Origin of the sequence: Deefgea sp. CFH1-16 (assembly GCF_016881365.1) — a bacterium.
Classification (GTDB): Bacteria; Pseudomonadota; Gammaproteobacteria; order Burkholderiales; family Chitinibacteraceae; genus Deefgea.
On record NZ_WLYT01000001.1, the window covers coordinates 336708 to 348288 of the forward strand.

16 protein-coding genes are annotated in these 11581 nt (G+C 48.6%); 8 read left to right on the plus strand and 8 right to left on the minus strand.

Going from position 1 to position 11581, the window contains the following annotated elements:
• Positions 1-139 precede the first annotated feature (139 nt).
• On the plus strand, positions 140-940 hold the full coding sequence (locus tag GKO28_RS01800) for a murein transglycosylase A (protein WP_374220753.1): 801 nt from the start codon (positions 140-142) through the stop codon (positions 938-940).
• 99 nt (positions 941-1039) lie between these two features.
• On the opposite strand, the gene GKO28_RS01805 is transcribed toward GKO28_RS01800, so the two are convergent.
• The 8 genes from GKO28_RS01805 to GKO28_RS01840 form a co-directional block, all read right to left on the minus strand.
• On the minus strand, positions 1040-2311 hold the full coding sequence (locus GKO28_RS01805; RefSeq protein ID WP_182075158.1) for a dihydroorotase: 1272 nt from the start codon (positions 2309-2311) through the stop codon (positions 1040-1042).
• A 151-nt stretch (positions 2312-2462) separates the two neighbouring features.
• A complete protein-coding gene (locus GKO28_RS01810) occupies positions 2463-3425 on the minus strand; it encodes an aspartate carbamoyltransferase catalytic subunit (RefSeq protein WP_173533677.1) in 963 nt (320 codons plus the stop codon).
• Between the two features lie 145 nt (positions 3426-3570).
• Positions 3571-3987 carry a Holliday junction resolvase RuvX gene (gene ruvX / locus GKO28_RS01815; protein WP_173533676.1) on the minus strand — a complete coding sequence of 139 codons (417 nt, stop codon included), beginning with the start codon at positions 3985-3987 and terminating at the stop codon, positions 3571-3573.
• Positions 3984-4613, minus strand: coding sequence for a YqgE/AlgH family protein (locus GKO28_RS01820; RefSeq protein ID WP_374220705.1), 630 nt, complete (start codon positions 4611-4613; stop codon positions 3984-3986). Before GKO28_RS01820 ends, ruvX begins: the two co-directional genes overlap by 4 nt.
• A gap of 84 nt (positions 4614-4697) precedes the next feature.
• A complete protein-coding gene (locus tag GKO28_RS01825; protein WP_182075159.1) occupies positions 4698-6059 on the minus strand; it encodes a hypothetical protein in 1362 nt (453 codons plus the stop codon).
• Entirely contained in the window at positions 6056-6421 is a 366-nt protein-coding gene (locus GKO28_RS01830) for a hypothetical protein (protein WP_203563828.1), read from the minus strand. The genes GKO28_RS01825 and GKO28_RS01830 overlap by 4 nt, the downstream gene beginning before the upstream one ends.
• A gap of 8 nt (positions 6422-6429) precedes the next feature.
• Positions 6430-6954, minus strand: coding sequence for an ATP-binding cassette domain-containing protein (locus tag GKO28_RS01835; protein ID WP_182075161.1), 525 nt, complete (start codon positions 6952-6954; stop codon positions 6430-6432).
• Complete coding sequence (locus GKO28_RS01840) at positions 6947-7324, minus strand: GntR family transcriptional regulator (RefSeq protein WP_173533672.1); 378 nt, start codon at positions 7322-7324, stop codon at positions 6947-6949. The genes GKO28_RS01835 and GKO28_RS01840 overlap by 8 nt, the downstream gene beginning before the upstream one ends.
• A 212-nt stretch (positions 7325-7536) precedes the next feature.
• Here GKO28_RS01840 and GKO28_RS01845 point away from each other — a divergent pair, with 212 nt between their 5' ends.
• The 7 genes from GKO28_RS01845 to GKO28_RS01875 all read left to right on the plus strand — a co-directional run bounded on the left by GKO28_RS01845 (position 7537) and on the right by GKO28_RS01875 (position 11526).
• Positions 7537-8955, plus strand: coding sequence for a deoxyribodipyrimidine photo-lyase (locus tag GKO28_RS01845; protein WP_182075162.1), 1419 nt, complete (start codon positions 7537-7539; stop codon positions 8953-8955).
• Between the two features lie 247 nt (positions 8956-9202).
• Positions 9203-9814 carry a protoglobin domain-containing protein gene (locus GKO28_RS01850; protein ID WP_203563829.1) on the plus strand — a complete coding sequence of 204 codons (612 nt, stop codon included), beginning with the start codon at positions 9203-9205 and terminating at the stop codon, positions 9812-9814.
• Complete coding sequence (locus GKO28_RS01855; protein WP_203563830.1) at positions 9811-9996, plus strand: hypothetical protein; 186 nt, start codon at positions 9811-9813, stop codon at positions 9994-9996. Before GKO28_RS01850 ends, GKO28_RS01855 begins: the two co-directional genes overlap by 4 nt.
• Before the next feature lie 94 nt (positions 9997-10090).
• On the plus strand, positions 10091-10459 hold the full coding sequence (locus GKO28_RS01860; protein WP_182075163.1) for a hypothetical protein: 369 nt from the start codon (positions 10091-10093) through the stop codon (positions 10457-10459).
• Entirely contained in the window at positions 10449-10862 is a 414-nt protein-coding gene (locus GKO28_RS01865; RefSeq protein WP_203563831.1) for an anti-sigma regulatory factor, read from the plus strand. The genes GKO28_RS01860 and GKO28_RS01865 overlap by 11 nt, the downstream gene beginning before the upstream one ends.
• Positions 10863-10991: 129 nt before the next feature.
• A complete protein-coding gene (locus tag GKO28_RS01870) occupies positions 10992-11201 on the plus strand; it encodes a hypothetical protein (protein WP_182075164.1) in 210 nt (69 codons plus the stop codon).
• Positions 11202-11217: 16 nt separating this feature from the next.
• Positions 11218-11526, plus strand: a complete 309-nt coding sequence (locus GKO28_RS01875; protein ID WP_203563832.1) for a hypothetical protein — start codon at positions 11218-11220, stop codon at positions 11524-11526.
• Positions 11527-11581: the final 55 nt, after the last annotated feature.

The window sequence follows — 11581 nt, forward strand, 5'->3', positions numbered from 1 at the left end:
ACAAAAAAATCCAATTTGGTCGCCGATTTGCCAAGACGCCGCCAATGTAGCGCTAACGACACCCGCCATTCGCCAGTTTTTACAAGCTCGGCTTACGCCTTATCAGTTACAAAATCCAGACCAAAGCACCACCGGACTCATCACCGGGTATTACGAGCCCGTCTATGCCGGTAGCCTCACGCAGACCAATACCGCCAATCAAGCCGTTTACGGCCCGCCGCGTGACATGATTACCGTCGCCTTAGATAGCGTTTACCCGGAACTCAAAGGCAAACGTTTACGCGGCAAAGTGCTTGGCAATAAGCTAGTACCCTTTCCTGACCGCGCCGAGATTGTTAAAAATGGCGTCAACGCCCCCGTATTAGCGTGGTTGAACGATCCAATGGACGTGCAGTTTTTACAAATTCAAGGCTCAGGGCGCGTTCAACTCAGTAATGGTGAACAATTGCGCTTAGGCTACGCCGACCAAAATGGTCGCCCGTATAAGCCAGTCGGCCGCTGGTTGGTCGAACAAGGCTTGCTGCCAGCCAGCGAAGTCTCAATGCAAACCATTCGCGCTTGGGCCAAAGCCAACCCCAAACGGGTGGATGAATTACTCAATAGCAATCCAAGTTATGTGTTTTTCCGCACCTTACCCGCCAGTAATGAGGGCCCCATCGGCTCGCTCGGCGTGCCACTTACTGCGGCGTACAGTATCGCAATCGACCCCAATACGGTCCCACTGGGCAGCATGGTGTTTATCGCCACCACACGGCCCGATAACGCCGGCGGTATCCATCGTTTAGTTGCAGCGCAAGACACGGGCGGCGCAATTCGCGGCAGTGTTCGAGCGGATTTCTTTTGGGGAACGGGCGACGCTGCGGGTGAACTCGCTGGAGAAATGAAGCAAAGCGGTAGCCTGTGGCTGCTGTGGCCTAAAGGGCAAGCACTACCGAAATAATCAAGACAACAAAAAGGGCTGCTCAACGCAGCCCTTTATATATTAAGGTATCGCCCTAAAAACCAATCTATTTATGGCCTAACGTAATATACCCAGCCATTAAGCAAAAACCACTTTGCCTTTCACCAGCGTGTATTTCACTTTACCGAGCATTTCATGCCCAATAAATGGCGTGTTTTTACCTTGGCTTTTTAGGCGTTCAGGAATCACTTGCCAATGCGCTTTGGCATCAAACACCACCAAATCAGCGCGATTGCCAACGGCTAAACCCGCGTCAAACCCGAGCATTTTGGCTGGCATTGCAGAGATTTTTGCCAGTGCTTGCGGCAAGCTAATGTGCTGGCTGCTAGCCCATTTCAGCGTTAACGGCAGCAATAATTCCAAACCCGTCGCGCCGCGCTCTGCTTGCGCAAACGGTAGTAATTTACCGTCATCATCGACTGGCGAATGATCCGAGCATATGGCATCAATCGTACCGTCGTTCAGCGCTTTAACAATCGCATCGCGATCAGACACCGCCCGTAGTGGCGGATCGAAACGGTATTGGCTATCAAAGAAACCAATATCAATATCAGCCAAATGAATATGGTTGATGCTCACGTCGCACGTCAGTGGCAGGCCTTCTGCCTTGGCGGCGCGAACCAAATCAAGACCGGCAGCGCTCGACATCCGCGCTAAATGCACGCGGCAACCGGTGGCACGCATCAATTGCACGATTTGCGCCACGGCGATGGTTTCGGCAATCACCGGAATGCCGGTTAAGCCCAGACGAGATGCATACGGACCATCGTGCGCCACTCCATCGTTCACCAACGATGCTTCTTCAGGGCGCAAGCGCAGCTCATAACCAAAATTAGCCGCGTACTGCATTGCGCGGTACAGCACTTGCAAGTCGGCAATCGGCACATCACCTTGCGAAAAAGCCACGCAACCAGCCTCGTTCAACATCGCCATTTCGGTAATTTCTTTACCCTTTAGGCCCACTGTCAACGCACCAACCGGATATAAACGCGCTAAATCGAGATTTTTAGCCCGTTGGCGTAAATTCATCACCAAGCCTGACTCGTCGAGCACCGGATCAGTATCGGGCGGACACACCACGCTAGTTACGCCACCGGCAACGGCCGCCGCCATTTCAGATTTGAGCGTTGCTTTGTACTCAAAACCTGGTTCACGCAAACGCGCGGCTAAATCAACCAAACCCGGAGCCACGATTAAGCCCGTTGCATCAATGGTTTCATCAATCACAAACCCAGCAGGCGCAGCACCCACGGCGGCGATTTTGCCATTGGCTAAATACAAATCAGCCACTTGCTCCGTACCGGCAATCGGATCGACCAAGCAACCATTTTTAATCAGAATATTTTTCATTTTCACCCTCGAAGTGCGATAAAAACTCACCACAGAGGCGCAGAGACACAGAGATTTCATCCCATTCAATTGCATGACCTGCCACGCAATGATGAGCTTTAGATTTTCCTCTGCGCCTTTGTGCCGCTGTGGTTCATATTTTTTTACCCACTTAAATCAATTCACGTTGATTGGCCGCCACGATGCTGAGCACCGCCATGCGTACCGCGATACCGAATGTCACTTGCGGCAAGATCACCGCTTGATCACCATCGGCCACGGCCGAATCAATCTCAACGCCGCGATTCATTGGCCCTGGATGCAGCACAATCGCATCCGGTTTGGCAAAAGCCAATTTTTCTTGGGTCAGACCGTAGACCTTAAAAAATTCCTGCGTTGACGGCAGATACGCCCCAGCCATACGCTCATTTTGTAGGCGCAACATCGCCACCACATCCACGTCTTTCAGACCGGCTTCCATATCGTGATACACATGCACCCCAAGCTGCTCAATACCCGTTGGCAACAAGGTTTTTGGCGCGATGACGCGAATATCTGGGCAACCCAAAGTCGATAAAGCATGAATTTGCGAGCGCGCCACGCGGCTATGCAATACATCGCCCACAATCGCCACGCGCAAATTGGTAAAGTCACCTTTGTAATGGCGAATAGTGAACATATCGAGCATGGCTTGCGTTGGATGCGCGTGGCGACCATCGCCAGCATTCACCACCGCGACACCCGGCTTCACGTGTTTGGCAATCAAATGCGCTGCGCCCGAATCTGAATGGCGAACAACGAATAAATTCGCGCCCATCGCTTCAATATTGTGAATGGTATCGAGCAGCGTTTCGCCTTTGGCGGTACTGGAAGCTTGAATATTCAAGCTCGATACATCGGCCGACAGGCGCTTCGCGGCGATTTCAAACGTCGTACGGGTACGCGTTGAGTTTTCAAAAAATAAATTAAACACCGAAGTGCCAGCTAAATCGGCGAATTTTTGATTCACCAGCTCACCGCCCGAGACAAACTCGGCGGCTTTATCCAAAATCTGCGTCAAAACACGACGCGGTAGCCCTTCGGTGGTGAGTAAATGAATCAACTCACCTTGGGCATTCAGTTGCGGGTTATACATAGCTTCCTCGCGAATTTAAATTCGTTTTAAACCCACCACAGCGGCACAAAGGCACAGAGAACTGCGTAATTTCCACTACATAGTTCGTAGTTTTTGCTTGCTCTGTGTCTGCCTGCCTCTGTGGCAAATATTTTTTCTAGCGTCTTTAGACGGGCGGTGTATCAAAGTAAGTTTGCAGAATTTGCATCGCCGCCACTTGATCCAACGCCGTTTTTTGTTTCCGACCTTTTAAGCCCGTCTCATTTAAAGCCGAGCTGGCCGCCGCACTACTTAAGCGCTCATCGACCAAATGCACCGGCAAAGAAAATCGCCCATTCAGGCGATTAGCAAAGCGACGAGCCATGCGCGTCATATCATGCTCGGTACCATCGAGATAACACGGCAAACCCACCACCAACAGCGAAGGTTGCCATTCTTTAATCAGGGCCTCGATGCGGGCAAATTTTTTATCGTTTTCTTCAAAAGCAATGGTTTCAACGGGCGTCGCAATGCCGATTTCGGTCGACCCGGTGGCCACGCCGATTCGCACTTCACCAAAATCAAAAGCTAAAATCGTACTCATGCGTGACCAATCTCTTTTGACAACATCGCCACATCCACGCCCAATAAAGCCAGCGCAGCGGCATAGCGTTCTTCAGAAGGGATATCAAACAGTTGTTGCATCGTTTCAACCGGCACCGTCAGCCAAGAATTCTCAAAGATTTCTTTTTCTAGCTGGCCCGCTTCCCAACCGGCAAAGCCCAAAGAAACAAATAGTTTTTCTGGCCCCTTGCCTTCGCTCACCGCCAATAAAATGTCTTTTGACGTGGTTAAGCCGATTTCAGGAGAGATAATTAAAGAAGATTGCCAATCGCCCAATGGGGTATGCAACACAAAGCCACGATCGGTCTGCACTGGCCCGCCGAAATGAACCGGTAATTCCGCCACATCTGGACGATGCATTTCCAAATCGATTTGTTCAAATAAGGTCGTCAGCGTCATGCCGAGTGGACGGTTCATAATCACCCCCATCGCGCCTTTTTCATTGTGTTCACACACATAAGTGAGTGATTTAGCGAAAATAGGATCGACCAGATTCGGCATCGCGATCAGGAAGTGTCGAGAAAGATTCATTGTGTTGGCGTTTTCCATAACCCAATTATCGCATAGCTTTTGCAAAGTCGCTGCGACTAAGCGATGACTCAACATCGGCGCAAGCAAAAAAGATCAAGACCTATGGGTATGAGTCCAGAGGTCTTTATGCGCAAAGCATAGGGAACAATACGCCGTGAGTTAACTTCGTTTCGCGCGTCGAATCGCGCCCAGATCAATTTTCAGTGCTTTGCGATAAGAAATAAAAGCCAAAATCAACGAAGAGAGCGCAAACACCGCAATCATTAAATGGATTTGATTCTGAGCACCTGAATTCCAAATTATCGACACCACGATAAAGATAGGGAATATAGAGAGATACGTTGGTATAGCACCTGTTTGCAAAACCCGACCATCAGCACTTAATCCATAAAACCACATCCATTGCACACTAAAAAATAAATATCTCAGGCTAGTCATACCAAACACGAATAACAGTGCACCATTAAAAATATTTGCCAAACTATCAATTTGCAAAATGAGCATCAGCACTGAATGTAGGGATGCACTGAGCAACAATACCGCAATAAAAAGTTGTTCATCTTGCAGCCATAACCTCGAGCGATGATGGCTGCGAATGAGCCAAGACCCTGACCATTGCTGGCGACCCGAAGCAAACATGGCAAGAAAACCAGGTAGTAACATTAAAAATAATGCTCCAGCCCCCCACTGATCCAGCGCAGGCATTCGCAGTAGATGCTGAGAGGCTAATATAAAAGCATATGGAAACAAAAATGATGAGACAAAAATTTTACGCAAACCTTTTTGATCTAATGCTCCACCCATATTCATTTCTAGTTGCAACAACAGCGGGTGTTTTGACTGAGGTTTTAACTTTTCAACACGCTTTCCTACTAACTCAACATTTGCAAACTGTCTTGGACGCGCAAATTTCGTAAACTGCCAAATTACCGCTATCAGTAAGCAACTCGAGCTGAAAATAAATATTTGCCGTATCAACCATTCATATTGTGGATACACAATAAATCCAAGTGATAGAGCCAATGGAATTAAACCCCCTTGCACTTGAAACTTTTCTGCTTGCAAAGGATTAGGGTGCTTATTGGTAATCGCCTGTGGCAGCATTAAACTCAGCATGAGCATCAGCAACAACAGAAAGCTGAGTAAAAATAAAATGGTTGAATTTGCTGTTCGATACCAAATGATTACTCCTAGCCCACACCAGACTACCCCATATAACAACAAAGCTTGCGCAGCTACTATTTGTAATTGAGCGGCTCGTAAACGCCATTTTTTCAGTGAAACAAGGACCTCCGCAGTACTCAGTACATGCATATAACACAACATTCCTATTGAGTAGCCAAACCCCTTAACTAGCTCCGCTGGCATCAGCAGGCAGAGACAAACAAAAAACAAATAGGCAAAAAACCAGCCAATTCGCTTATTAACACTACGCCCCCAAAACTGCAAAAACAGCCACTTCCGCTGCGCTTTCACCGCCGGATCGCGCCAGCTTGCCAAGATTTGATAGCCCCAGCTCATTGCGAAATCTCCACAAAAGCGTCTTCCAGCCCCAACGCTTCCACTTGATACGGTGAGCTAATTTGGGCCGCGCATTCTGCAGCCAGCGCTTCATTCCAGCCGCGAATAATCCATGTTTCTCGCCCGGTATTCACCTCGGTGCGAATCACCTGCTTGGTGGTCAGCGCCAAGCTGCCATTCACTTGCAACGGCCTCGTTAAGTGCAAGCGAACGACGGACTCTTTCAGTTCATCCAAGCCGCCCTGATAGGTGATACGGCCTTTTTCTAGCAACCACACCTCGCTGGCAACGCGCTCGATGTCGCTGAAAATATGGCTGGATAACAAAATAGATCGCTCGCCATCGGCGACAATATCGATCAACTCGGCAATCAAAGCACGGCGCGCGCCAGTGGGTCAAGACTGGCGGCAGGCTCATCCAGCACCAGCAGCTTGGGTTCATGCGCCATGGCCGCGACCAGCGCCAACTTTTGCCGCTCGCCGACCGACATATCGCTAACTTTCTGCCACGTTGGTACCGACCAACGATCAAGCAGACGATCCACTAATTGATGATTCCAATGTGGATAGAAAAGTCGCGTCGCCGCCAGCATTTCGCTGCCGGTGAGCCACGGCAACAAATCATCTTGCTGCGCAACAAAGCCAATTTGGCTACAAACATCGGCAGGTAATTCAGTTGGATTGTGGCCAAATAGGCTCACCTCCCCTGCGTTCAAAAACGTATAGCCCAGCAAGCCATCGAGCAAGGTGGTTTTGCCCGCGCCATTTTTACCCAGCAAGCCCACCACTTGCCCCGGCATAATCGTCAGTGTTTGCCCCGCACAATTGACAACACCGAGAGCGACATCTTTGGCCGTGACTAAAGTTTCTAATACAACAGGGTTGCGATCATTCATGGTCTTGATCCTGATTCAGTTCAGCATGGAGGGCAGCGATTAGCTCGGCGTCGCTCAAGCCTAATTGGCGTGCGGCGGTAATGGTGTCGCGCAAAATCGTGTGTAATTGCAGACTCGCTAAAATGTGCGGCGGTGGGTGCTCAGCGACGGTCATTGGTTTACCGCGTTGCCGCGCCAACAAGCCTTCGGCTTCGAGCAGGCTGTAGGCTTTGGAAATCGTCATCGGATTAACGGCATGAATTTCGGCCAACTCACGCACCGACGGCAATGCAGTGCCCGGCAGCAATTGCCCACCCGCAATCAAGCGGCGCACTTGATCTTGGATTTGCCGATAAATCGGCGTAGGCAAAGCGGGGTTTAAGATGAACATGCGCAATCCGCTGGTTGGTGTTTGTGTGTATTATTGAACTAATACACATATACAGTCAAGCGAGGCGCAGAGTGTTAAGATGCGCATATTCAAAAATGCAACAGAATGCAGCCCACGCCATTCGCACTTCGCGCGCTGCATTCAATAGGTATATGAATCTAGTCGCTTTTTATCAAAGCCTAGCTTCAGATACCCACCAAAAGGAACTCAATATGACCACCACTGCCCTCGTCTGGCTGCGCCGCGATTTGCGCTTATTTGACCATCACGCGATGTATGAAGCGTTAAAAAATGCCGATCAAGTGATTTTGGCTTTTGTTTTTGACACGACAATCTTAAAAGATCTTCCTAAACAAGACCGCCGGGTGGAGTTTATTTGGGAAGCGCTCAAAGAAATCAAAACTGAATTGCGGCAATACAATACCGATCTCGTCATTCGTCATGGCGACCCTCGAACTGAAATCCCTGCTTTGGTTGAGCAATTTGGTATCACCGCCGTGTATTGCAATCGCGATTACGAGCCACAAGCGATTGAACGCGATGGGTATGTTGCTGCAAGCCTTAAAGAAAAAGGCGTAGCGTTCAATACCTATAAAGATCAAGTTATTTTTGAACAAGATCAAATCTTGTCGCAAAGCGGCGGCATGTATAGTGTGTTTTCGCCGTATAAACGCACTTGGCTGGCCACGCTGCGCGAGCAAGATGTTGCCCCCTACCCTGTTCAGCGCGTCATCAAGCAGCTAAAACCACTCAAACCACAATACTTCCCGAGTCTTAAAGAGCTGGGCTTTGCCAAAACCAATCTCACCCAGCTAAAAGTGCCACTCGGAATGAGTGGCGGGGAAAAGTTATTCGAAGACTTCAAACGTCGAATTAATGATTACAAAGACGCGCGGGATTTTCCGGCGATTAAAGGCGTTTCTTATCTATCGGCGCACATCCGCTTTGGTACGGTATCGATTCGTGAACTCGTGCGATTTGCGCATGAACATGGCGGCATCGGCGCAGAAACTTGGCTATCGGAACTCATCTGGCGTGAATTTTATTCGCAAATTTTATGGCATCGCCCAGATGTGGTTGAGCACACCTTTAAGCCCGAGCTCGACCAATTGCCCTTCCCGAATCATCCCGAATTATTTGCCGCATGGTGCGCGGGTGAAACCGGCTACCCGATTGTCGACGCCGCAATGCGCCAATTGACGCAAACCGGTTATATGCACAATCGATTGCGCATGATTACCGCCAGCTTTTTGGTCAAAGATTTACTGGTTGATTGGCGCTGGGGCGAGCAATTTTTTGCCGAGCATTTACTCGATTACGATCTAGCGAGTAATAACGGTGGCTGGCAATGGGCCGCGTCAACGGGATGCGATGCTCAGCCATATAACCGCATCTTTAACCCAGTACTGCAATCAGAAAAATTCGATGCTAATGGTCAATTTATTCGTCGATATGTGCCCGAATTAGCCGATCTGCCCGATGTGGCGATTCACTCGCCATGGGCTTTTTCTGCCAATGAGCGGCGCGGGGCATTGTTTGTGAGCTTCTTAGAGCAGACTGATTACTTCCCACCGATTGTTGACCATGCTGAGCAACGCGCTGCGGCGCTCGCCCTTTATAAAAACCACTAGCATCTCCAGTTAACCCCACCAAGACACGCCGCTAGCAGTCATTCATTGAACTGCAGCGGCGTACTCATTTGCGGCGCCATTTGCTCTAACTCGCCCTTCAGTTCATCAGCCCTATTCGCGGTAGTGCTCGCTTTCTTTGCCGACAAACGTCATCTATTTGTCAAGGGAACGGATTGCTTGCACTTAGTGCGTCTGCTATACCAAACCAATAGCAACCGTATTGTCAGCCAAAGAAGGAATTAAGCTCATGCAAACTGATCTTAGAGAAATGAAAACGTCAGGTTTAATGAAAATGCATGATCTTGACGAGAGTGATTTGGTCATGGTTCGTAAGTATGGCGCGATCATCACGCCAAAACTCGAAGAATACGCGGTGATCTTTTACGAGTGGATTGCTGAGTTGCCCGAATATCAGCTGTTATTTAGCAACCCCGAAGTCATGGGCCGCGCGCGTAGCGAGCAAATTAATTACTGGCGGAGTTTTTTTAATGCCCGTGTTGATGACACTTATGTGCAAGAGCGGCGAAAAATTGGTGAAGTCCACGCCCGCGTTGGCCTGTCTTTGCCCAGCTATTTTGCGGCAATGAATGTGTCATTTATTATTTTCACCAAAAAACTCTACGATGGCGGCCTGTATAGCGAAGAGTACAGCTCGGCCATTAGTGCGCTCACCAAACTAATGCACTTTGACATCACGATTGTCGTTGAAACCTATTCACGTCTGATCAATGAGCGCATCAGTAAGCAAAGTAAAGCGCTGATGGAAATGTCCACCCCCGTCACACAAATCTGGCAAGACATTTTAATGCTGCCGGTGGTCGGCATTATCGACTCTAAGCGCGCGCGCAAGACATCATGATGACCATTTTGTCGCGCATTGGTGAAACCCGCGCCAAAGTATTCATTATGGATATTTCTGGCGTGGCAGTGGTTGATTCGGCGGTAGCCAACCACTTATTTAAAATCACTAAATCAACGGGGCTGATGGCTGTACCAGCCTCATCTCTGGGATTTCGCCCGCTATCGCTCAAACTATTGTGAACCTTGGTATCAATGTCGATGAGGTGAATTCAACCGCCACGCTACGTGACGCGCTAGAGCAAGCGTTTAAAATCATTGGTCGTACGGTCACATAATGGACTTTGCCAATGAGGAACGGCGCATCCCCGTCTCGATGGTATCCGGTGCGGTGTATGCTTCAATACAACTTGATCCCGATACGATCTTGCTGCAATGGCTGCGTGAAGACCTACTGAATCTGACCATTAAATACAGTGCCAAAGGCGTATTACTGGATGTTTCAGGCATCACCATTTTAGATGGTGAAAGCTTTATTCAAATTGTAAACACTACGCATATGCTCAAACTGATTGGCGCTAAAACGGTTGTTGTTGGTTTACGCCCCGGCATTATTGCGGGCTTATGCGCGCTCAATGTCGCGCTCAATGCAATTCAAGGTGCCAATAGCGTGGCGCAGGCACTGGAGCTGTTAAATGGATGCTAAAAAGGAATTTCCTTGCGAGCGCTTTGACATCAATAACGAAGATGATGTCAGAGGGGCTGTCATGCTCAGCTACTCCGAAATTATGTCACGCTACAGCGATACCGGATTGGCAACTCAAATCGCCACATGCATTTCTGAATTAGCCATGAACATTATTAAATATGCAAAATATGGTGAGCTTTATATTCATTACCATAATAATCGCAGCATTGAAATTATTGCCGAAGATCATGGCCCTGGCATTGCCAATATTGAGCAAGCAATGCAAGACCACTTCAGCAGCAAAGGCACACTAGGGCTAGGCCTGCCTGGGGTCAAACGCATGGTCGATGAATTTGAAATTCAATCAACAATAAATCACGGCACCAAAATACGCGTAAAAAAATGGATTAATCATTATTAAATCATAGTAAAACGGACTAATTATACGCAGTCGCCACTTATCAATATAAAAGCCAATATCGCTGAATAACGCGTTTACAGATCATTTTAACGGATGTTTGCGCTGCAATTGCAGCATGTAGGTATCGCAATGGAAACAACTCAGCCAACCGCACGCCCATATACGCACGCCAATATTGGCAGACCTTGCTTTGGTGAAACCGTATCTGGCGATGGCTATGTGGTGATTGATCTAGAAGACAGCCTGCTTATTGGCATAATTGATGTACTTGGGCATGGCGAAGAAGCACACGAATTAGCGCGCTTTTGTGAATCTTGGCTAAAAAGCCCACGCCAGTAGTGATCTATTGGGTTTGATGCATGAATTACATATTCAACTCAAAGGTAGCCGAGGAACGGCAATGACGCTGGCCCATTTAAAGCCACCTTTAATTCGTAGCGTGGGTATTGGCAATACCATGCTGTACCGAATGAAAGATCAGCCCAAAGGGGTAGCGGCACAATCGGGGATTTTAGGGCAAATTATGCCAACCTTGCGAATTGTTGAAACGCCCTTAATGGCCGGCGATCTGATTTTTTTAGCAACCGATGGCATAAGTGAGCACATGGATAATTTTCGCTTAATGTCTTGGTTTTCACTGCCGCTGAATCGATTTTTGTGTTGAGATCTTACGAGAGTACGGCAAAGAGCATGATGATGCGACATGCCTAGCGGTGAGG

Coding starts and splice junctions, on each gene's coding strand:
- GKO28_RS01870 (WP_182075164.1), top strand. CDS start 10,992: ATGGAAACAACTCAGCCAACCGCACGCCCATATACGCACGCCAATATT.
- GKO28_RS01810 (WP_173533677.1), bottom strand. CDS start 3,425: ATGTATAACCCGCAACTGAATGCCCAAGGTGAGTTGATTCATTTACTC.
- GKO28_RS01850 (WP_203563829.1), top strand. CDS start 9,203: ATGCAAACTGATCTTAGAGAAATGAAAACGTCAGGTTTAATGAAAATG.
- GKO28_RS01805 (WP_182075158.1), bottom strand. CDS start 2,311: ATGAAAAATATTCTGATTAAAAATGGTTGCTTGGTCGATCCGATTGCC.
- GKO28_RS01820 (WP_374220705.1), bottom strand. CDS start 4,613: ATGTTGAGTCATCGCTTAGTCGCAGCGACTTTGCAAAAGCTATGCGAT.
- GKO28_RS01860 (WP_182075163.1), top strand. CDS start 10,091: ATGGACTTTGCCAATGAGGAACGGCGCATCCCCGTCTCGATGGTATCC.
- GKO28_RS01840 (WP_173533672.1), bottom strand. CDS start 7,324: ATGTTCATCTTAAACCCCGCTTTGCCTACGCCGATTTATCGGCAAATC.
- GKO28_RS01845 (WP_182075162.1), top strand. CDS start 7,537: ATGACCACCACTGCCCTCGTCTGGCTGCGCCGCGATTTGCGCTTATTT.
- GKO28_RS01825 (WP_182075159.1), bottom strand. CDS start 6,059: ATGAGCTGGGGCTATCAAATCTTGGCAAGCTGGCGCGATCCGGCGGTG.
- GKO28_RS01855 (WP_203563830.1), top strand. CDS start 9,811: ATGATGACCATTTTGTCGCGCATTGGTGAAACCCGCGCCAAAGTATTC.
- GKO28_RS01835 (WP_182075161.1), bottom strand. CDS start 6,954: ATGAATGATCGCAACCCTGTTGTATTAGAAACTTTAGTCACGGCCAAA.
- ruvX (WP_173533676.1), bottom strand. CDS start 3,987: ATGAGTACGATTTTAGCTTTTGATTTTGGTGAAGTGCGAATCGGCGTG.
- GKO28_RS01875 (WP_203563832.1), top strand. CDS start 11,218: ATGCATGAATTACATATTCAACTCAAAGGTAGCCGAGGAACGGCAATG.
- GKO28_RS01865 (WP_203563831.1), top strand. CDS start 10,449: ATGGATGCTAAAAAGGAATTTCCTTGCGAGCGCTTTGACATCAATAAC.